The following is a 19,970-nucleotide window of genomic DNA, read 5'->3' on the forward strand; positions in this document are numbered from 1 at the left end:
TCCCTTTAGCGGTTGCCGCGGCGGTAGAACATGGTACCGGCGCCGCGGTCGGAGAACATCTCCAGCAGAATGGAATGGGGCACCCGGCCGTCGATGATGACCGCCTCGTGGACGCCCTTGTAGATGGCTTCGGCCATGCCCTCGATCTTGGGCAGCATGCCCCCGGCAATGACCCCCGCCTGCTTGTAACCCTCGATCTCCGAGACTTCCACCTCGGGGATCAGGGTGGATTCGTCGTCCTTATCATAGAGCAGACCCACAATGTCGGTCATGCTCACCAGCTTTTCGGCGTGGAGGGCGATGGCGATCTCGGCGGCGGCGGTGTCGGCGTTGATGTTGTAGGGGATGCCGTTGCTGTCCATGCCCACCGTGGCGATGACCGGAATGAAGCTGTCCGCCAGCAGATGGTCGATCAGGGTGGTGTCCACCCGCTCGATCTCGCCCACGTAGCCAAGGTCCATGTCCGCCTTGCGGGAGCAGGTGATCATGTGGCCGTCCATGCCGCAAAGACCCACGCCGCGGCCCTTGAGCAGCGCCACCAGGTCCTTGTTCACCTGGCCTGCCAGCACCTGCTGGACGATGCCCATGGTTTCCTTGTCGGTGTAGCGCAGGCCGCCCACAAACTTGGACTCCTTGCCCACCCGCTTGAGCATCTGGTTGATGGCCGGGCCGCCGCCGTGGACCAGCACCACCCGCACGCCCAGCAGCGTCAGGGTGACCAGGTCGTTCATGACGGCCAGCTTCAGCTCATCGTTGACCATGGCGTTGCCGCCGTACTTGACGACCAGCGTCTTGCCGTGATATTTCTGGATATAGGGCGTTGCTTCGCTGAAAAGCAGCGCCATCTGTTCGTTTTTCATCAACCTGTCCCCTCGCTTCTCAGGTGCGGTAGTCGCCGTTGATCTTGACGTAGTCGTAGGTCAGATCGCAGCCCCAGGCCTTGGCCGTGGCATCGCCGGAGCCCAGGTCCACCAGGATCTGGATCTCGTCCTCATGCAGGACCTTGGCGGCCTCCTCCTCGCTGTAGGGGTGGTAGGCGGCGTTCTCGCAGACAAAGACCTCCCCCGCCCGGCTCTTGAGGCGGACGGCGGTCTTGGAGATGTCGAAGTCTCCCGGGGTGTAGCCGATGGCGCAGAGCACCCGGCCCCAGTTGGCGTCGGCGCCGAACATGGCGGCCTTGAACAGGGTGGAGTGGATGACGCTCTTGGACACCGCCCGGGCCGTTGCCAGGTCGGGCGCGCCGGTGACGATGCACTCCAGCAGCTTGGTGGCACCCTCGCCGTCGGCGGCCAGCTCCCGGCAGAGATGCTCGGCCACGGTGGTCAGCGCCGCCACGAAGGTATCGTAGTCGGCGGTGCCCTCCGCCACCGCAGCGCCAGACAGGCCGGATGCCAGCAGCAGCACGGTGTCGTTGGTGGAGGTGTCGCCGTCCACCGAGATCTGGTTAAACGTGGCCGGCACCACGGTGGACAGCGCCTTCTGCAGCACGGCGGGCTCCACCTGGGCATCGGTGGTCATGAAGAGCAGCATGGTGGCCATGTTGGGGTGGATCATGCCGGAGCCCTTGGCGATGGCGCCGATGCGGCAGGTCTTGCCGCCCACAGTGAATTCCACCGCGAATTCCTTGGCGTGGGTGTCGGTGGTCATGATGGCGGTGGCGGCGTCGTGGCTGCCCTCCGCCGTGGCGGCCAGCTTGGCGGCCGCGGCGGGGACGCCCTTCTCGAAGGGGGTCAGCTCCATGGCCTGGCCGATGACACCGGTGGAGGCGGGCAGCACGTCGCCGGCATCGATGCCCAGGGCTTTCGCCACCAGATCACAGGTATCCTTGGCCAGCTGGATGCCGTTGGGTGCACAGGTGTTGGCGTTGCCGCTGTTCACCACAATGGCCTGGGCGTAGCCGTCCTTCAGGTGCTCCCGGTCCACCGTGATGGGCGCGCCGTACACCTTGTTGGTGGTGTAGCAGCCGGCGCCCGCACAGCGCACATCCGCCTTGATCAGCGCCAGGTCCAGTTTGCTGTGATTGTGCCGGATGCCGCAATGCACACCGGCCGCCGAAAACCCTTTGGCGGCACAGATGCCGCCTGCAACAGGCTGAAATGTTTCCATCTTCGTTTTCCTCTCCCATCCCACGATCTCAAGAATAGTTTACAGGGCCAGACCCGCACATTCGTCCAGTCCCAGCATCAGGTTCATGCACTGCACCGCCGCGCCGGACGAGCCTTTTCCCAGGTTATCAAACAGGCTGATGAGCTGCATCTGGGTGCCGTCGGGGTTGGCCAGGCAGAAGATTTCCAGCCGGTCGGAGCCGGCCAGCTTGTTGGCGGCCAAAAAGCCGCCGTCGGTGCCCTCGTTGAGGGGATGTACCGAGATGATCTTGCCCCCGGCGTAATAGTCCGCCAGCGTGTCGGCCACCTGCTGGGCGGTCAGCCCCAGGGCCGCCAGGTCCAGGGGGATCATCGTCTCCATGCCGGCGTAGTAGTCCGCCACGATGGGCACGAAGTTGGGGGCGGTGTCCAGCCCGGTGATCGCCTTCATCTCGGGCAGGTGCTTGTGGTGGAGCGCCAGGCCGTAGGGCCGGGGCGCGTTGAGGGCCGCATCCTCCCGGGGGGCCTCATACTGGGCGATCATCTTCTTGCCGCCGCCGGAGTACCCCGTCAGGCTGTAGCAGCAAAGCTGCGCCGTCCTGGGGAGCAGACCCTTTTCCACCAGGGGTGCCACCGGGGCGATAAAACCGGTGGCATGGCAGCCCGGCACCGCCACACGGGTGGCGGCGGGCAGTTTTGCCTTGGTATCCCCCAGTTCCGGCAGGCCGTAGAGCCAGTCGGGGCTGGTGCGGTGGGCGGTGGAGGTGTCCAGCACCCGCACGTCGGGCCGCAGCAGCGGCACCACCTCCCGGGCGGCATCGTCCGGCAGGCAGAGGAAGGAGAGATCACTCTCGTTGATCACCGTTGCCCGGGCGTGCACGTCCTTGCGGTCTGCCTCGGAAATGGTCAGAATTTCAAATTCCGGCCGCGCCGCCAGTCGGTCGGCGATGCGCAGCCCCGTGGTGCCGGAGGAACCGTCCACGAAAATCTTGTACTTTGCCACAAAAACACCTGTTTCTGTTTATTGGTTTGTAAGTTTCTGCCGTACCTGTTCGATCTGCTGGAGCACGCTCGCCCTGGTGGGGCCGCCGTAGCTGGTACGGCCCTCGCAGCAATTCGTCAGGTCGATGGCCTGATACACATCCTCCTCGAAGAGGTCGCTGTACTGTTTGAACTCGTCCAGCGTCATCTCTTCCAGCGTCTTGTCGGCGGCGATGCAGGCCGCCACCATGGTGCCGGTGCACTTGTAGGCATCCCGGAAGGGCATGCCCTTCTTGGTCAGGTAGTCGGCGCAGTCGGTGGCGTTGATGAAGCCCTTGGCCGCCGCCCGGCGCATATTGGCGGGCAGCGGGGTCATGGTGGCCAGCATGGGGGTCACGGTGCGCAGGCAGAGTTCCAGCGTGTCCACCGCGTCGAAGATGGCCTCCTTGTCCTCCTGCATGTCCTTGTCGTAGGCCAGGGGGATGCCCTTCATCATGACCAGCAGGGTGTTCAGGTCGCCGTAGACCCGCCCCGTCTTGCCGCGGATCAGCTCGGTGACATCGGGGTTCTTCTTCTGGGGCATGATGGAGGAACCGGTGGTGAAGGCATCGTCCAGCTCGATGAACTTGAACTCCCAGCTGCACCAGAGGATGATCTCCTCGGAAAGACGGGAGAGGTGCATCATGCAGGTGGCGATGGCCGCCCCCAGCTCAATGCAGAAATCCCGGTCGGAGACGCCGTCGATGGAGTTGGCACAAGGGGCGTCAAAGCCCAGTTCCTTCGCCGTATAGAACCGGTCCAGCGGATAGGTGGTACCGGCCAGGGCGCCGGAGCCCAGGGGGCACTCGGCGTTCATCCGTGCGGTGGCGTCCTGCATGCGGCCCAGGTCCCGCAGCAGCATCCAGGCGTAGGCCATGAGCTGGTGGCCGAAGGTCACCGGCTGGGCCCGCTGCAGATGGGTGTAGCCCGGCATGACGTAGTCGGCGCCCTTGGCGGCCTGGTCGCAGATGGTCCCGATCAGTTCTTTGATCTGGCCCTGGATGTGGGCGGAAGCTTCCCGCAGGTTGAGGCGCAGATCCAGCGCCACCTGGTCGTTGCGGCTGCGGCCGGTGTGCAGCCGCTTGCCCGCATCCCCCACCCGGGCGGTGAGGGTCTGTTCTACGAAGGTGTGGACATCCTCGGCGGCGGGGTCGATCTCCAGCGCGCCGCTGTGCAGATCATCCAGGATGCTGTGCAGGCCCCTGTGGATGTCCTGTACGTCCTTTTCCGAGATGATGCCCTGCCGTCCCAGCATGGCGGAGTGGACCAGGCTGCCCTGGATATCCTGCTCGATCATCCGCGCGTCGAAGCGGATGGAGGAGTTGAAGTCATTGACGCGGCTGTCGACGGCCTTGCTGGCGCGCCCCTGCCAAAGTTGCGGCATAAGAACCCTCCTTAGGGTGGTAACAACAAAATCCGCCGTGGGCTTACAGCCCGCCCACGGCGGTACGGAATGGTTGCGATAAAGAGGAAATTACTCCTCGGTAGGCCAGCTCTTGGCCAGCTTGGCGCGCTCGGCGATGGGCAGGCCAAACAGGTTGATGAAGCCGCTGGCGTCGGCCTGGTTGTAGTCGTCATCCTCGCCGAAGGAAGCGGTCTGCTCGTCGTAGAGGGTGTAGGGGCTGGTGACGCCGGCGTTGATCATGTTGCCCTTGTAGAGCTTGAGGGTCACATCGCCGGTGACGGTCTTCTGCAGATCGTCGGTGAAGGCGCAGATGGCCTCCCGCAGCGGGGTGAACCACTGGCCGTTGTAGACCAGCTCGCCCATCTTCTGGGCGATGATCTCCTTGAAGTGGAAGCTCTCCTTGTCGAGCGTGATGGTCTCCAGGACATTATGGGCCTTGTAGAGGATGGCACCGCCGGGAGTCTCATAGACGCCGCGGCTCTTCATGCCCACCAGCCGGTTCTCCACGATGTCCAGCAGGCCGATGCCGTTTTCGCCGCCCAGCTTGTTCAGGTACTCCACCAGCTCGACGCTGCCCATCTCCTTGCCGTCCACAGCGGTGGGGATGCCCTTCTCGAAGTGGATCTTCACATAGGTCGGGGTGTCGGGGGCCTGCTCGGGGCTGACGCCCAGCTCCAGGAAGCCGGGCTTGTTGTACTGGGGCTCCAGAGAGGGCTTCTCCAGGTCCAGGCCCTCATGGCTCAGATGCCACAGGTTCTTGTCCTTGGAGTAGTTGGTCTCCCGGTTGATCTTCAGGGGAATGTTGTGGGCTTCGGCGTAGTCGATCTCCTCGTCACGGCTCTTGATGCTCCACTCCCGCCAGGGGGCGATGATGGTCATATCGGGGGCCATGGCCTTGAGGGTCAGCTCAAAACGGACCTGGTCGTTGCCCTTGCCGGTGCAGCCGTGGCAGATGGCGTCGGCGCCTTCCTTCTTGGCGATGTCGGCCAGCGCCTTGGCGATGCAGGGACGGGCATGGGAGGTGCCCAGCAGATAATCCTCATACTTGGCGTCCGCCTTCAGGCAGGGCCAGATGTAGTTTTCGATGTAGTCCTTCTTCAGGTCCAGCACGTAGAGCTTGGAGGCGCCGGTCTTGATGGCTTTCTCCTCCAGGCCGTCCAGCTCGGTGCCCTGGCCCACGTCGCCGGAAACCGCAATGACTTCGCAGTTGTTGTAGTTTTCCTTCAGCCAGGGGATGATGATGGAGGTATCCAGGCCGCCGGAGTAGGCCAGTACGACTTTCTTGATGTCCGCTTTGTTCTTTTTCATATTCTTCCCTCTCCTGTTCTGCCAGCGCCGGGGATCGGTTGCTTGCCGTCGCTGAATATTTATTCATTCAATGATGTATATTATACAACTTTTACGGCAAAAGACAAGTGGAAAATCCCACAAAGGAGTTTCCACTTTTCCGTTGTTTTTGGGCATTCTGTACAGGAGCGCATGCCCTGTATGCGATTTTCTGCATGAATATTCATTTTTACTTGCAGAATTCCCGCTGGTCACCGTCCTTTTTCCGCCTTAGTATTTATACAGCCGTGCAATTTTGCAGGACCGATTCAATTTCCGCCGCCTCCAGATGCAGCCGCACCGGGGCGGGCGGGTCGGCGGGCGGGTTCAGCGGGCAGGCCCAGTAGCCCAGGTCCAGCCAGCGGCCGAACTTGTAGCCGCTGTTCTTTTCCACCCCGTAGCGGGTGAAGCCCAGCGCCTTGTGGAAGGCGTCGCTCTGGGGGTTGGGCCGGGTGATGAGGGCGAAGGCGTTGTGGTAGCCCTGCCGCCGCAGCAGTTCCAGCAACGCCGTGTAGAGCTTGCGGCCGGTGCCCTGGCCCAGCACGTCGGGGGCACAGTAGACGGTGGTCTCCACGTCCCAGGCGAAGGCCCGCCGGGTGTGCCAGGGATGGGCGCAGGCGTAGCCCGCCAGCCGCCCGTCGGCGGTGTAAGCCACCAGGAAGGGGGCTTTTTCCAGCACCTCGGCGATGTTCTGCCGGTATTCCTCCTCGGTGGACTGTTCATACTGGAAGGTCTGGGTGCCGTGGGTGACGTACCAGTTATACAGTTTCACGACCGCCGCCGCGTCGTCGGGGGTGGCCATCCGCACGGTGAGGCGGCTGCGTTCCGCCCACCGGGCGGCCAGGGCCTCCTTGTCGGCCTTGGACAGTTTTTTCAGGGCCGCCTCCCGCTTGAGGGCCGCGCTCTTGTCGGTGCAGCGCTGGGCGTAGGCCAGCTCCACGGCAGCCTTGCCGTGGCTTTTGGTGTACTTGGCGCCCCCCGCCCCCGTGCGGTGGGCGTGGAGCCGCCGGGCCAGGTCGTTGGTCCAGCCCGCATAGAGGCTGCCGTCGGCGCAGCGCAGCAGGTAGACCCAGGCCGGGGTGTCGGGCAGGCGGTCGGACGCCAGGCTGGCCGCCGGACCCAGAGTTTCGGCGGTCATTCGCTCACCGGGCGTCCGGCGGCCCGCAGCGTGCGGCGGCAGGCCTCGATGGCGGTGGCCTTGTCGTCGGCGGTGATGAGGAACCGGCTGGGATGGCAGAACCGCAACCCCAGGCCGCTGATTTCCCGCAGCTGGGCTTCCGGCTTGCCGGCCCAGGCCGGCGGGAAGGGCAGCTTGCTGCGCTTGGTGCGGTGGTCGGTGACGCACTGGGCGCTGTAGCCGCCCCGCTGGCTGGGATACACCACAAAGAGGGCGTCGGTCTTGTAGAGGCCGTTCTTCCAGGGCATGTAGGCGGGCAGCACCACAATGCCGTCCCGCATGTGGGCGTATGCCCGGCGCACCGTGTCGTCGGCGCGGTTCACCGCGTTGGCCGCGGCGATCTCGTTTTCCAGGATCTGCTTCGCCACCGGCACCGCCCGCCAGAAGCACTCGTCAGGGTCATCCTTGGAATCCCACAGCGGGTTGAAGCTGCCGATGGCATCGGCCAGGGAGTTCTGCTCGCCGGTGTTGTCGTTGAGGTCCAGGGGCTGGATGAAGTTTTCATCCAGCAGCCGGGCCTGGTGCTCCCCCACCAGCTGGGCGCCCAGCACCCGCCACAAAAGGCCGAAGGCCGCGTAGGGCACCCCGTTGGGACGGGTCTCCCGGGGTTCCGCGTGGTGGTCGAACATGCCGCCCCCCACATCGTAGACGATGCCCTGGAAGCCGTCCGGCACCGTGAAGCCCCGGGTCACCTTGATGTCGGGGCGCACGATCTGCAACAGTGCCGTGGAAAACACATCGTCGGCATGGAACTTGCCGCCGTGGGTAAAGCCGTTTGCGGGTATCTTCATAACAGTAGTCTCCTGTTTCGTTTTTCTGCCATTATACCACAACCGGCGGGCCGGTGCACAATATTTCAGACAGAAAAAAGGCGGGCTGCACCTCTGTCTCCCCGTGCAGTCCGCCTTTACGGCCTTATGAAATCAGTGGCCCGGCTGGGGGCCTATGTATCCGCCCGCGCGCCGGAAACTGTGCAGCACCTGACGGCACGCCTCGTTGGCGCGGCGCAGGTACGCCTTGCGGCGCTCCCGGTCCTCCTGCTGGCGCTGCTGCAAGGCGCGCCAGGCAGTACAGGTCTTGTGGCATCCCGCACAGTAGCGGGGACAATCGGTCTGACAGGGCAGCATGGGCGAATCCCTCCCGGTTCATGGTCGTTGATTCCAGTATACCGCGGGTATAGCGCGAAATCTATCGCATTCCGGTCATATTTGCGTAAAGATTCGGTCAACAGGCCGACACAAAGGCCGCGAAGATTTTGCGGCTCTCGGCGCTGACCTTCCAGGAAAATTCGGGGTGCCACTGCACCGCCCAGACAAACCGCTTGCCCGGCTCGTACACCGCCTCCACGATGCCGTCCGGCGCGGTGGCCATGGCGGCAAGCCCCGGCGCCAGTTTGTGGATGGCCTGGTGATGGTAGCTGTTCACCGGCAGGGTGTCCACCCCCAGCAGGTCGGCCAGCGGCGTGCCGGGCAGCAGCCGCACCGTGTGGATGGGCTGGTCGTAGGCGCCGGTCTGGTGGTGGTTGACCTCCGAGGGATACTCCACCGGCAGGTCCTGCCAGAGGGTGCCGCCCAGCGCCGCGTTCAGGAACTGGATGCCCCGGCAGATGCCCAGCACCGGCTTGTCCTGGGCCCGGGCCAGCGCCAGCAGCTCGGTTTCCATGGCGTCCCGCTCGGGGCTGGTCTCGCCGCAGAGCGCCGTCTGGGCCGCCCCGTACACCGACGGCGTCACATCCTGCCCGCCGGTGAAGAGAAACCCGTCGCAGGTATCCGCCAGCCGGGCCAGGGCGGCCTTGTCGGCGGTGAGGGGCAGCATCACCGGCACGCCCCCCGCTTCCTCGATGCCCTGCATGTAGCCGGGCAGCATCCAGTAACTGGCCCGCTGGTAGTCCATCAGCGGCACAAGCCCGATGAGCGGGCGCTTGTTCTCTTCCATTCCCGTTCTCCTCTCCTATCAAAAAAGGCGAAGAACCCCCATAGGGCTCCTTCGCCGTGTCTCCAGGTTATTGTACCGCGCCGGGCGGCCTTCGTCAAGCGTCAGAAGGCTTCCACCTTGAACACCGCCGCGCCGCTGGCCCTTGCCGCCTCGAGGCCCGGGGCGGAATCCTCGAAGATCATCGTCTCCGCCGGGGAAAATCCCAGCTTTTCCATGGCCTTGCGGTACCCTTCCGGGTCGGGCTTGCTTTTTTCCACATCCTCGCTGGTGAGGATCAGGTCAAACCAGCACACACACCCGAAATGGCTCAGCACCTCGGTGGCGTTGCGGCGGCTGCCGGTGGTGACGCAGGCCAGCCGGTGCCCCGCCGCCCGCATGCCCTGGAGCAGTTCAAAGAGCGCCCGGTTGGGCCGCACGGTGTCGAGAAAATCGCCGTACAGCTCCTTTTTGCGGTCGTGCACCCGCTCCACGTCGGCGGGGTCGGGGTCTCCGCCCATGAGGGGGCGGAGAAATTCCTTGTAGTAGCCGCCGTTGCAGCGGGCGGCGTAGTATTCGTCACTGACGGTGAAGCCCAGCTCCTCCAGCGCAGCCCGGTAGGAGGCCGCGTTGGCGGGCACGGTGTCCAGCAGGGTACCGTCCAGATCGACGCAGATCAGCATGGGGGATAAACTCCTTTCAGCGTTGGGCGTGGTCGGCGGCGTCGTTGGCCACCATCACCAGCCCCGCGTAGAACATGGCCGCCCGTTTGCGGTCCCGGGACAGCTTGTAGGGCATGAGCCGCAGCCAGTGGATGACCTCGTGCATGAGGATGCTGTCCAGCTGGTCGGGGTAGCGGCGGCCCAGGTCGGCCATCAGGTTGGCGAAGAGGGCGTCGTAGGCCGCCGACCGGGTGAGGGCGAAGTCGATGTGGCTGCCCTGCACGCTGACCCGTGGAGTCATCATCATGAACTCGTACCCGCCGTGCAGGCTCTGCAGCAGCTTGCCGTAGTCCAGGAAGGGGCTTTCGTGCAGGTTGCCGGTGTTGGGGTCGATGAGATACCAGCCCTTGTCGTCGGTGCGGCATATAATATTCTCGATGGTCAGATCGCCGTGGATGGTGGCCACCGGGTCCCGGGCAAAGAGCTTCTCCAGCCGGTCGTGGTCGAACAGCCAGGCCAGCTGGGACAGGTTGCGGTACTCCTTGCCGTTGATCCACAGGGTGGGATACTCCATCAGCTCATGGAGGCTGCGGGCCTCCCGCAGCTTGTGCAGGTTGCCGTCCACCTTGGTGTGGATGTACTGCCGGATGGTTTCGGGGTCGGCGGCCTTCGCCGTGGGGCGGTAGAGTTTTTCCTCCAGCGTGTCCAGCACTGCGTGGAGCACGGCGGCGCTCTTCTCCACCGGGTTGGAGTGGAGATACCGGAACATCCCCACCGCCTGGGGATCGTAGGTCATATCGTACCAGCAGCAGTCGGCATCCTCGCCGGTGCGCAAAATCTCGCACAGCGGCAGCCGGTCCTGCTGGGCCCGCAGCCAGTGCAGCTGCTCGGCCAGCTTCTGGCCGTCGGCGCCGAAGGCATACTTGCGGTAGAAGGTGCGGGTCTTGTCCATGCAGAGCATGGTGGTGGCGTTGGAACCCGCCGAATAGTCCTGCAGGATCGTGATATCCTGGTTCATCTGGAGGAAGCGGTCCACCCAGGCCTTGTTCTGCAGCCCGAAGTACTGGCTCAGGAAGGCTGCCCGGTCCTGGGGGTCGGCCTGGGGCAAAAGGTTCAGGTAACTTCCCTCCACCGGGGCCGCGGCGGTGGCCTGGTTGACGGCCCCCCGCACCCCCTCGGGCAGCAGGGTGGCCAGCCACATGACGGCCAGCGGCAGCAAGAACCAGGCCAGCAGCAGTCCCTGCACCATGCCCGGCGCCCCGGCCAGGGTGCCGCCGGGCAGCACGGCCCGCAGGTCCCCCGCCGACCGGCCGAAGAGCAGGTCAAAGACATCCACCAGGGCCATGGGCTGTCCGGCGGCGGTGAGCGCGGCGGCCAGCGCGGCGTAGGAGCCGAGATAGGCCGCCCACATGATGACGGTGTTCACCGCCAGCCGCAGCAGATTCACCCGGCGCAGGTCCTTGAAGGTGTTGATGAGGCTCCAGCAGAAGACCATGCCGTCCAGCTTGAGGGTATCGTTGAAGATGCCGCAGACGGCGAGGCACCCCCGCTTGATGGCGTCCCGCAGCACGACCACCACCACGAGGGCCACGGCCAGCACCACGGCGAAAGCCAGATACACCCGGGCCGCCAGCAGCGCCGAAGCGCCCCCCTGCCCGGCCAGGGCGAAGGCCGCGAAGCCCAGCGCCACGAACCAGACATCCAGGAAGCGGTCCATGATGACGGTGGCCAGGGCAAAGCCCACGCCGGATTTCATCCGGCGGCCCACAAAGACCGCCCGGAAGATATCCCCCAGGTGGAGGGGCAGCAGCGTATTGATCACATAGCCGCCGGCCATGCCCCGCAGCATGGTGCCGCGCTGGGGCCGCTCATAAATGCGCACGAACTGCTCCCACCGCAGCAGGCGGAAGGCATGTCCGGCCAGCACCAGGGCGATGGCCAGCAGGAAGAACGCCAGCATCATGACACGATTCCTCTTTCCTGTTTGTTTTTCTGGCGGCGCAGCACCCCGTAGACGATGGCCACGGCGGTCAGGATGTAACCGGCCATGTAGGGGGACAGATAATACATGAAGTAGGTGTCCGGCGCGGTGAGAAAGACCAGCGGAATGCGGGCGGCCAGCGCCCCGGCCGCGAAAAAGAGCATCCACCGGCGGCGCACCAGCAGCACCAGGATGGCCGCCGCCAGCAGCCCGAAGGAGGGCAGCATCCACCAGGTCGCCGCCGGCAGCCCGCCCAGGAATTCGGTGCGGTAGCTCAGCGACATGATGAAATCCTGCCGCAGGGTCTGGTTCACCGGCCAGGCGCCGATGCTGTTGTAGAGGAAGTCCTTCTGGTTGTCCCGCATGGCGGCGGGGTCGTCGGTGTAGACCAGCACCGTGGCGGCAAAGACGATCTTCTGGTTGGACTCCGTCTGGTTCTGGTGCACGGTGTTCAGAAAGACCCCCAGCCGTTCCCGCAGCAGCGAACCCGGGTACTTGAGGGCCAGCCGGACGATGGCCTTGGTGCAGGCGCTCCAGTCCTCCTGGGTCACGTCTCCCCCGATGCGGCACACCGCCGCGCGCAGGGCGGGACCGTGGAGGGTGGACTGGGCCCGGCAGGTATCCACGTCGAAGAATTTGTCGATGCTGGCCAGGGCCTCGGCGTCCGCCTGGGGGTCGGCGTCCTGGACCAGGGCGGCCGCCTGATAGCACAGCGCCACCTGCTGGTACGCCCAGCCGCCGCCCATCAGGCGGTTGGTGTAGGCGTTGGCGGCCAGGGTGCCCCCGGCGATGACCACCGCGCAGAGCACCGCCGCGGCGGCCCGCAGCAGCTTTTTGTGGACCAGGAAGGCCAGCAGCACCGGGAAGGCCGCCACATAGTAGATGTTCTCGCTGCGCCAGGCTGCGGTGAGGATGCCCAGCACCGTGAAGGCGGCCAGCTGTTTTTTGCCCACCGGCCTGCCGCCCAGATACCACCACACCAGCAGAAACACCGCGAACAGTTCACACCAGGTGGACCAGGTGGCGCGGAAGGGCTGCATATCGTGGAGCAGCACCGGCGGCAGCAGGAAGGGGATGTACAGAAGGGCGAACCAGCCCCGGGCGGGTGCCCTGGGCATTTTTTCCCGGGCCAGGGTCTCGGCGGCGGCCAGGAAACAGCCCACCGCCCCGGCGATGAGCAGCGTCTGGATGAGCACGATGCCGCCGGGCATCGGCAGGAACATCAGCGACAGGATGAAGGCCGCGCTGGTGAGGAAATGCTGCCAGGCCGAGGGTTCCAGCGTGCGGGCCAGCTGGAGCACGTCCAGGTCGTCGCTGCCCCAGCAGCCCGGCCAGACGATCACCAGCACCACCAGCGTCACCGCCAGGTAGGGCAGCGCCCACTGAAGCCACCGCACCGCGAAATCGTCCCGGCGGCGCAGTTTTTCCACCAGCGTGACGGCGCCGTGGATGACGGCCAGGGCCGCCAGCACGAACAGCGCCTTGTACACAAAGAAGGCGGGGGTCCGCCAGTCATAGCGGAAGAACAGCCGGTCGGTGGCCAGCGTCACGAGGCACCAGGCCAGGGCGGCCAGCACCTCCAGGCCCCACCGTTTGCGGGAATGTTGCATAGTTTTCTCCTTCACCGGGGCCGTCGTTTACAAAAGTGCTTCAAACCCGGCGGCGTTTTCGGGGGCTTCGGCGGCGCGGTACTCGTCCGGCGTGCCGAAGGGCAGATGCAGGTCGGTGGCAAAGCCCTTCACGGCGGCGCCCCGGTCGGCCAGCACGTTGTAGATGCCCGACACAAAGAATTCCTTGTACTGGCAGGCGTGCAGGTAGGCTTCGCAGGCGTCGGCGTAGGTCTTTTTGTCCTTGAAATAGTAGGCCCCGCAGATGGCGTCATGGCTGACCACCTGCTTTTCCACCGTGTGGCAGACGTTGCCGTCGGCGCCGTACTGCAGGTAGCTGTAGGCCGGGGAATCGCTCTCAAAAGTCAGCAGCGCCCCCGCCGGGCCCTGGGCAAATTGCCCTTCGGCGCAGAAATCATAGAAGGATTTGCAGAGGAACAGATGGTCGCAGTCGTTGAAGAGCAGCGGCTCGCCCTCCGGCAGGCCCTCGGCCCCCTTCAGCGCCGTGATGGCCGCCCCCGCCGTGACCTCCGGCAGGGCGATGACCCGGGCATCGGGCCAGAAGGCGCGGATCTTTTCGTCGATGGCAAAGTCCCTGATATGCTCCTCCAGCACCACAAAGGTCAGGTCGGCGCAGTCCACGAACTTTTCCACGCTGCGGGCCGCCCAGTAGAAAAAGGGCTTGCCGTGGATTTCGATCAGGGGTTTGGGGCAGACAAAACCGTTTTCAAAAAAGCGGCTGCCCCGGCCCGCCATGGGCAGGATCAGATGCAGTTTGCTCATAGGGCCGCTCCTTCACTGCTGGGCTTTGTCGTGCTCGGCCAGCATCCGGCACTCGGTCTCCACCACACGGGCCAGGCCGGTCTCGATATCCACCTGGGGCACCCAGCCGTAGGCTTCCTTGGCATGGGTGTTGTCGCAGAGGCTGAACTTGTTCACCTCGTGGTCGAGGATCTCCGGCTTGATGCCGTAGGCCCCGCCGTACAGCTCGGGGTACTTGGCCCAGTAGTGGCTGGAGGGGCAGTACTTGGCCTCGATCTCCTTGCCCATCACCTTGCAGGCGATGGCGTAGAGCTCCCGCACCGAGTAGCTCTGGTTGCTGGAGACATTCACCGCGTCAAAGCCCTTCTGGGGATGGTCCACCACCCGCAGGGCCAGGTCGATGAGGTCCTCCACATAGATGTAGTCCCGGCGCTGGTTGCCGTCCGAGTGGAACTCCGGCGTGCGGCCGTAGTACAGTTCCCGGATCATATACCCCACAAAGGGCGGCTGCTTGCGCAGGCAGTCGATGTGGGGGCCGTAGACGTTGGCAAACCGCAGGCAGGTCACCGTCATGCCGTAGGTATCGGCGAAGCTCTGGCAGAACCGCTCGCCGCAGTACTTGGTGTTGGGGTAGATCAGCGTGGGGGTGTGGAAGGAGGTCTCCACCGTGGGGAACTCCGTCTCGTTTTCATACATGGCGTTGGTGGAGGCCTGCACCAGCTGCTTCACGCCGGTGCGGCGGGCGCACTCCAGCAGGTGCACCAGACCCAGCGTGTTCACCTCCACCGCCTGCACGGGGTCGCTCTGGCAGTCGGGCAGCGGGGCGATACCCGCAATGTTGTACACCACATCGAACTTTTCTGTCTCAAACAGGGCCGGAATGGCTTCCCGGTCGCGGATATCCATCCGGCGCACTTCGGGGCCGAAATCGTGGTCGTCGAATTTCAGGTTGTCCAGGTTGCCGTAGGAGAAGTTGTCGATGCCCACGACCTCATCGCCGCGCTTCCACAGCGCATGCCACAGCTGACCGCCGATGAACCCGGCGGCACCCGTTACCAGAACCTTCATAAGAAAACCTCCTTATTGCTGCACCGGAATCTCGGTGTAGGTGTAATCGTCAATGACATTGTCCCGCCATTCCCGGGCCACAAAGGCCTTGGGACTGCGCAGATACCGCCCGCAGAGTTTCAGCAGGCTGATGCCGAAGCTGGTGAGCTTGTTGTTGCTGACTTGGTCCTCCTCCCGCCAGCTGATGGGGAAAAAGAGCACCTTCTGCTTCAGCTGGCAGAGGGCCAGGATCATGCAGTCGTTGAAATAGAGGGTATCGGGGAATTTTTTGTAGTATCCGTTTTTCAGGGGCGCCACGGCGTAGAGGTTCAGCCCGCTGCCCAAATCGGTGATGCGGTGGCGCGCCACCAGCGTGAAGAGGGCGTTGAAGCCGTAGTTGCCCACCACCCGCAGTGTGCTGTAGCCCTGGATGCGGCTGCCCTTCATGAAGCGGGAGCCGAGGCAGCAGTCGTACTTTTTATAGGTACCGTCCTCCAGAATGGGCAACAGGTCGGCGATGGCGCCCTGGTCGTCGCCGTGGAGCACCACCAGATGGTCGTACCCGTGGGCGGCGGCGTAGCCGAAGGCCACCTTGTGGCTGCCCCCCAGGCCGTAGTTGCGGTCGTTGCGCAGCAGATGCACCGGCGCTTCGGGATGGCGGCGGCACCAGTCCTGGACGGCATTCTCGGTGCCGTCGGTGGAGCGGTTGTTCACCACGATGCACTCCCCCACCCAGGGGGCGATGCGGGCGTCCAGCAGCTGGGACAGCACCCGCGGCACCTGCTTTTCACAGTTGTAGGCCGGAATAAAGACGAGCAGTTTTTCCATGGCTCAGGCTCCTTTATGACAATTCAAGTTCAGCATAGCACAAAATGCCCCCGCCCGCAACGGGCCGGCGGCCTATTTTGCCCAGCCGTCCACCACCAGCACCTGCAGGCTGGCGGTGCCGTGGGTGACGGTGTACCGCTTGGAGATGGCGAAGTGTTCCTCGATCCAGGCGTGGAACTGGGCCATATCCCGCACCTCGGCGTCGTCATAGAGGATAACGTCGGGCAGCTGGCCGGGCACCATCCTGTAGTACTCCTCAAAGCGGGGGTCGCTGTCGGTGCCGGAGATCACCGACGCCTGGGCCACCGTCAGGGTGCCGTCCGCCATGAGGAAGCCAAGGCCGTTCTGCTCCCCGATGGCCTGGAGCACCGCCTGTCCCCGGTAGGGCGCCAGCACTTCATAGAGGCATTCCTGCATGTCGGCGGCCTTCCGGTCGGCCAGGATGCCCTTGGCGGGGCCGTTTTCAATGACCACCAGCGGCGTGTCGGCCACGGTGGCGGACTTCCAGCCGGTGGTCTGGACGCACCAAACCCGGCAGACCGCAAAAAAGACCAGCATGCCCGCCAGCAGGGCGCGGCCCATCCGGGGCTGGCGGCGCAGCAGAACCAGCAGCCCGCAGAACGCCGGCCAGGTCAGATAGAGAAAAGTGGCGGGCAGTCCCAGCACGGTGGAGCGCAGGATGAACAGGTAGGCAGCCAGCCCCGGCAGGCAGCCCAGCCAGAAGAGCGCCGGTACGCCGTCCAGCCGCCGGGCACGCCAGAAGGCCCACGCCCCGGCCAGCACCAGCACCGGCACAAACTGCCGTTCGTCCAGGCTGCCGTCCCGCACGGCCCGCAGAATGCACTGCATGGTGGCCAGAAGGGCCCACAGCCCCAGCAGCAGGGATATACGCTCCCGAGAGGATGCCTTGCGGCGGAAAAGCCAGGCGCCGATCACCAGCGCCGCGGCCAGCGGCCACATCCAGCCCCGCAGCACCGACAGCGACTGCCGGGCCAGCTGGGCCAGCTTTTCGGCGGCGGTAAAGCCGTACTGGGGGTCGTTGAGAATCAGACCGACCCGTTCCAGGAAAGCGGCCACATCAAAGCCCATGCCCGCCAGCGCCCAGAGAAGAAACGCCCCGCCGCAGACAGCGCAGCTGCCCAGCAGCACCCAGGCGCCCCGGGGAATGCCAAGGAACCGGGGTTCGCCGCCCCGGCGGCCCAGCAGGAACAGTCCCAGCCAGAGCACCGGGAAGGCCGCGGCGCTCTGGGGGTAGGCAAGAAAACTCAAGCAGGCGAACACGCCGCCCACCGCCACCAGCCAGGGGCGCCGGAAGCCCCGGGTGACATAGTGGTGGAAGCAGAGAAAGGCCGCCACCGTAAAGAGAAACTGCTGGCCGATGTAGTCGGGGCCGAGAAACCACTTGGGGGTGTAAAGAAAAAGGACCAGCGCCGCCAGCCCCGCGCCGCTTTTGCCCAGGTCCCGGACGAATTCCCGGTAAAAGGCCCAGCTCAAGGCGGCCTTGCAGACCAGCAGCACCGCCCGCACAAAGACGAGCAGCCCGGTGGTGGTGCCGGTGAGGCCCAGATAGGCGGCCACCAGCAAGGCCGGCGGCAGCGAACAGAGCTGGTGGGGTTCCCACATCTGGGCAAAGAGGCGGTCCCCCTGCACCAGCCGGAAGCCCAGAGCCAGGGCGTAGGGCTCGTCGATCTCCAGCCCCACAAAGATCTGGCGCACCATGATAAGGGCGCAGACCACCGCCAGCGCACCCCAGCCGGCGCGCACCATCCGTTTGGACATGGTCAGTCTCCCTTCAGCTGCTTGTGGAGCAGCGCGTCCCGGGCGTACCACAGGTAGGGCAGCCAGTTTTCCCGGAAGGCCTCCCCCTTGCGGACCAGCCAGGGCCGGGGCCGCGCCGCCTGGTGCTTCACCGCCGCCACATCAAAATAGCGGGCCTTGTCCCGCACCACGATCTTCGCCTCAAAGGGCAGGTCCCACCCCTCGGGGTACCAGTAGGCGGGGGTCAGCAGCCGGTAGTCGCTGCGCTCCGCCGCGTAGCGGTTGAGCTGGCTTTCGTCGTGCCACCGGGCGATGACACCCCGGGCCAGGTCGTCCTCGGTGCGGCGGGCCAGCTCATGGCAGAGCTGCAAAAAAGCCGCCGCCGTGCCGCCGTTGAGCCCGCCCGACACATAGTCTTTGCCGCAGTTGTAGGGGATGTAGGCGGTGCTTTTGGGGTTGCGGTCGTAGGTGTAAAAGATGGGTTTTTTGTTCCAGAATCCCGGCTGCTGCACCAGCAGCAGGTTTTCCCCCATCTGGGGCCGGGGCAAAAATTCCTCCGCCGTGACGGTCTTCTGGCAGACCAGGTTGGCGTTGAAGAAAAAAAGGAAATCGCACCGGGCCAGCAGTTCCTCCCGCCGCAGGAAGATGGAAAACCGCCGCAGCGTGCTGTAGGGCCAGTCGTAGGCCTCCTGGCAGAGCCGGTGGACCCGGGGATTGTCCTCCCCTTCGATATGGTCGGCGTCGGTGAAGACAAAATATTCCTTCTGGCACCCGGGCAGGAAGTTGGCCTCAAAGCTGTGGTAGAATTCCGGCCAGAAGACGGTGTATTTCCCGGTGCAAAGGTAGAGCATCCCGATTTTCGGCATCACGCGCTCCTTTTATGTCTGAGTTTTTGCAGCAGGGCGGCGCCGTACTGCCGCAGATAGACGGCATCCCGGCCCCAGCCGTAGACAATGAGGTTGAAGAGGTTGGGCACCACGCAGACGATGACCGCCCGGGGCACAAGGCCCAGCCAGCCGCCGACGGGCACCGCCTCACAGAGGGTCCAGGTACCGCCCATGCAGACGGCCAGCGTAATAAGATGCAGCGCCTGGGCCCGCAGATAGTGCCCGAGGCTGCCCTGCATATACCGGCGGAAGACCACCACGATGCGCCCCGCCCACATGATGCAGTGGGCCACCACGGTGGCGATGAGGGCGCCGGTGATATCGAACAGCGGGAAGAGGGCGAAGCTGAGCAGCAGGTTGACGGCGGCGGAAGCCACCATGAACCACTGGTCCTGCTCAAAGTGGCCCAGTACCGCCCGGTAGGACCCCAGCATGCGGTGGTTCCAGCCCACATACTCGTTGAGGCAGAAGACCAGCACGAAGCCCAGGGGCAGCAGCCAGTCGGCGCCCATCCAGGCCGCCATGAAGGGCTGGAACAGGCAGAAATAGGCGGTGGCCACAAAGCTGGCAAAGAGGTAGCTGAAGAGGTCCATCCCCCAGAAGACCTGTTTGTCGTGGTCGTTGGCGGCGGCGGATTTGTCGTAGACGATGTTGCCGATGGCGGCGGCAAAACTGTCCATGATCTTGTTGCCCAGGTCGGTGGCGCTGGTGGAAATATTGGTGTAGTTGCCCAGCAGGGTGGTCTGGGTGGAGCCGCCCATGCGGGAGGTGACGATGGTGTCCGACGAGCCGTAGATGGTGTTGGACAGCCGGTGGACCAGATAATACCGCAGATCGTGGAAAATGCCCAGATCCTTGAAGTCCTGCAGGCTCACTTTTACATCCCGCACATAGGGGAAGTCCTTGCGGAAGCGGCGGGCGATGACCAGATTGGCGCAGACATTGCAGACGATGGCCACGCTGAAGTAGAGCACATAGTTGGGAAACCACAACGAGACGGCGATCTTGGCCAGGGAGGTCAGGACGTTGAAGCAGAAGTCGATGCGGGTGCAGAGGTACCCCTGCTGGGTGCAGGTGTACATGAGCCGCCGGGTCACAAGGAAGTAGCTGCACAGGGTGGACACCACGTTGAGGCCGTACACCGTGTACCCGGTGACCAGGGGCACATCGGGCATGATCCAGGGCAGGGCAGCAGCACCCAGCAGGGCCAGCAGGGCGATGGCCAGGCCCACGGCGCGGTAGGCCCACTTGTACATCGACATGTACTTGCTGATCTTGTCGGCGTTTTTGGCGGCGATCTGTTCATACAGGCGGTAGCTGATGACGCTGCCCACGCCGAACTCGGCGATGGAGAAGAAGTTGAACAGCTGGGTGACCACCTGGGAGGCGGTGCTGATCTGGGTGCCGAAGTTGTAGACCAGCAGCCGCCGGGTGACCAGCCCCAGCAAAAGCAGCAGCAGGCTGGACCCCACCGCGTAGGCCATATTGATGAGGGTACGTCTGGTTCGCAAAACG

General features: G+C 64.5%; 18 protein-coding genes. All 18 read right to left on the reverse strand.

All coding sequences use genetic code 11. From position 1 onward, the window contains the following. Nucleotides 1-5: 5 nt before the first annotated feature. On the reverse strand, nucleotides 6-860 hold the full coding sequence (gene argB, locus ABGT73_RS11725; protein WP_346669846.1) for an acetylglutamate kinase: 855 nt from the start codon (nucleotides 858-860) through the stop codon (nucleotides 6-8). 19 nt (nucleotides 861-879) lie between these two features. After that, entirely contained in the window at nucleotides 880-2,106 is a 1,227-nt protein-coding gene (gene argJ, locus ABGT73_RS11730; RefSeq protein WP_346669847.1) for a bifunctional glutamate N-acetyltransferase/amino-acid acetyltransferase ArgJ, read from the reverse strand. Nucleotides 2,107-2,145: 39 nt separating this feature from the next. After that, nucleotides 2,146-3,087, reverse strand: a complete 942-nt coding sequence (gene argC, locus ABGT73_RS11735; RefSeq protein ID WP_346669848.1) for an N-acetyl-gamma-glutamyl-phosphate reductase — start codon at nucleotides 3,085-3,087, stop codon at nucleotides 2,146-2,148. Between the two features lie 18 nt (nucleotides 3,088-3,105). Then, complete coding sequence (gene argH / locus ABGT73_RS11740; RefSeq protein ID WP_346669849.1) at nucleotides 3,106-4,488, reverse strand: argininosuccinate lyase; 1,383 nt, start codon at nucleotides 4,486-4,488, stop codon at nucleotides 3,106-3,108. Nucleotides 4,489-4,578: 90 nt separating this feature from the next. Next, complete coding sequence (locus tag ABGT73_RS11745) at nucleotides 4,579-5,817, reverse strand: argininosuccinate synthase (RefSeq protein WP_346669850.1); 1,239 nt, start codon at nucleotides 5,815-5,817, stop codon at nucleotides 4,579-4,581. Between the two features lie 256 nt (nucleotides 5,818-6,073). Next, a complete protein-coding gene (locus tag ABGT73_RS11750) occupies nucleotides 6,074-6,973 on the reverse strand; it encodes a GNAT family N-acetyltransferase (RefSeq protein WP_346669851.1) in 900 nt (299 codons plus the stop codon). After that, complete coding sequence (locus ABGT73_RS11755) at nucleotides 6,970-7,803, reverse strand: MYG1 family protein (RefSeq protein WP_346669852.1); 834 nt, start codon at nucleotides 7,801-7,803, stop codon at nucleotides 6,970-6,972. Before ABGT73_RS11755 ends, ABGT73_RS11750 begins: the two co-directional genes overlap by 4 nt. Nucleotides 7,804-7,935: 132 nt before the next feature. After that, a complete protein-coding gene (locus ABGT73_RS11760) occupies nucleotides 7,936-8,139 on the reverse strand; it encodes a hypothetical protein (protein WP_346669853.1) in 204 nt (67 codons plus the stop codon). A gap of 97 nt (nucleotides 8,140-8,236) precedes the next feature. Beyond that, nucleotides 8,237-8,947 (reverse strand): gamma-glutamyl-gamma-aminobutyrate hydrolase family protein, encoded by a 711-nt coding sequence (locus tag ABGT73_RS11765; protein ID WP_346669854.1) that lies wholly within the window; start codon nucleotides 8,945-8,947, stop codon nucleotides 8,237-8,239. 101 nt (nucleotides 8,948-9,048) lie between these two features. Further along, on the reverse strand, nucleotides 9,049-9,606 hold the full coding sequence (locus ABGT73_RS11770; RefSeq protein ID WP_346669855.1) for an HAD family hydrolase: 558 nt from the start codon (nucleotides 9,604-9,606) through the stop codon (nucleotides 9,049-9,051). Nucleotides 9,607-9,622: 16 nt separating this feature from the next. Then, nucleotides 9,623-11,548, reverse strand: coding sequence for a lysylphosphatidylglycerol synthase transmembrane domain-containing protein (locus tag ABGT73_RS11775; protein WP_346669856.1), 1,926 nt, complete (start codon nucleotides 11,546-11,548; stop codon nucleotides 9,623-9,625). After that, entirely contained in the window at nucleotides 11,545-13,176 is a 1,632-nt protein-coding gene (locus tag ABGT73_RS11780) for a hypothetical protein (RefSeq protein ID WP_346669857.1), read from the reverse strand. Before ABGT73_RS11780 ends, ABGT73_RS11775 begins: the two co-directional genes overlap by 4 nt. 27 nt (nucleotides 13,177-13,203) lie before the next feature. Continuing rightward, nucleotides 13,204-13,956, reverse strand: coding sequence for an NTP transferase domain-containing protein (locus ABGT73_RS11785; protein WP_346669858.1), 753 nt, complete (start codon nucleotides 13,954-13,956; stop codon nucleotides 13,204-13,206). A 12-nt stretch (nucleotides 13,957-13,968) separates the two neighbouring features. Next, a complete protein-coding gene (locus tag ABGT73_RS11790) occupies nucleotides 13,969-15,003 on the reverse strand; it encodes an NAD-dependent epimerase/dehydratase family protein (RefSeq protein WP_346669859.1) in 1,035 nt (344 codons plus the stop codon). A gap of 12 nt (nucleotides 15,004-15,015) precedes the next feature. After that, a complete protein-coding gene (locus tag ABGT73_RS11795; RefSeq protein WP_346669860.1) occupies nucleotides 15,016-15,810 on the reverse strand; it encodes a glycosyltransferase family 2 protein in 795 nt (264 codons plus the stop codon). A 72-nt stretch (nucleotides 15,811-15,882) separates the two neighbouring features. Continuing rightward, on the reverse strand, nucleotides 15,883-17,589 hold the full coding sequence (locus ABGT73_RS11800) for a hypothetical protein (RefSeq protein ID WP_346669861.1): 1,707 nt from the start codon (nucleotides 17,587-17,589) through the stop codon (nucleotides 15,883-15,885). Nucleotides 17,590-17,591: 2 nt separating this feature from the next. Beyond that, entirely contained in the window at nucleotides 17,592-18,434 is an 843-nt protein-coding gene (locus tag ABGT73_RS11805) for a family 6 glucosyltransferase (protein ID WP_346669862.1), read from the reverse strand. Further along, nucleotides 18,434-19,966 (reverse strand): oligosaccharide flippase family protein, encoded by a 1,533-nt coding sequence (locus ABGT73_RS11810; RefSeq protein ID WP_346669863.1) that lies wholly within the window; start codon nucleotides 19,964-19,966, stop codon nucleotides 18,434-18,436. The genes ABGT73_RS11805 and ABGT73_RS11810 overlap by 1 nt, the downstream gene beginning before the upstream one ends. Nucleotides 19,967-19,970: the final 4 nt, after the last annotated feature.

The sequence above is a fragment of the uncultured Subdoligranulum sp. genome, from assembly GCF_963931595.1.
Lineage (GTDB): Bacteria > Bacillota > Clostridia > Oscillospirales > Ruminococcaceae > Gemmiger.

Coding starts and splice junctions, on each gene's coding strand:
- argB (WP_346669846.1), bottom strand. CDS start 860: ATGAAAAACGAACAGATGGCGCTGCTTTTCAGCGAAGCAACGCCCTAT.
- argJ (WP_346669847.1), bottom strand. CDS start 2,106: ATGGAAACATTTCAGCCTGTTGCAGGCGGCATCTGTGCCGCCAAAGGG.
- argH (WP_346669849.1), bottom strand. CDS start 4,488: ATGCCGCAACTTTGGCAGGGGCGCGCCAGCAAGGCCGTCGACAGCCGC.
- ABGT73_RS11745 (WP_346669850.1), bottom strand. CDS start 5,817: ATGAAAAAGAACAAAGCGGACATCAAGAAAGTCGTACTGGCCTACTCC.
- ABGT73_RS11750 (WP_346669851.1), bottom strand. CDS start 6,973: ATGACCGCCGAAACTCTGGGTCCGGCGGCCAGCCTGGCGTCCGACCGC.
- ABGT73_RS11755 (WP_346669852.1), bottom strand. CDS start 7,803: ATGAAGATACCCGCAAACGGCTTTACCCACGGCGGCAAGTTCCATGCC.
- ABGT73_RS11760 (WP_346669853.1), bottom strand. CDS start 8,139: ATGCTGCCCTGTCAGACCGATTGTCCCCGCTACTGTGCGGGATGCCAC.
- ABGT73_RS11765 (WP_346669854.1), bottom strand. CDS start 8,947: ATGGAAGAGAACAAGCGCCCGCTCATCGGGCTTGTGCCGCTGATGGAC.
- ABGT73_RS11770 (WP_346669855.1), bottom strand. CDS start 9,606: ATGCTGATCTGCGTCGATCTGGACGGTACCCTGCTGGACACCGTGCCC.
- ABGT73_RS11775 (WP_346669856.1), bottom strand. CDS start 11,548: ATGATGCTGGCGTTCTTCCTGCTGGCCATCGCCCTGGTGCTGGCCGGA.
- ABGT73_RS11780 (WP_346669857.1), bottom strand. CDS start 13,176: ATGCAACATTCCCGCAAACGGTGGGGCCTGGAGGTGCTGGCCGCCCTG.
- ABGT73_RS11785 (WP_346669858.1), bottom strand. CDS start 13,956: ATGAGCAAACTGCATCTGATCCTGCCCATGGCGGGCCGGGGCAGCCGC.
- ABGT73_RS11790 (WP_346669859.1), bottom strand. CDS start 15,003: ATGAAGGTTCTGGTAACGGGTGCCGCCGGGTTCATCGGCGGTCAGCTG.
- ABGT73_RS11795 (WP_346669860.1), bottom strand. CDS start 15,810: ATGGAAAAACTGCTCGTCTTTATTCCGGCCTACAACTGTGAAAAGCAG.
- ABGT73_RS11800 (WP_346669861.1), bottom strand. CDS start 17,589: ATGTCCAAACGGATGGTGCGCGCCGGCTGGGGTGCGCTGGCGGTGGTC.
- ABGT73_RS11805 (WP_346669862.1), bottom strand. CDS start 18,434: ATGCCGAAAATCGGGATGCTCTACCTTTGCACCGGGAAATACACCGTC.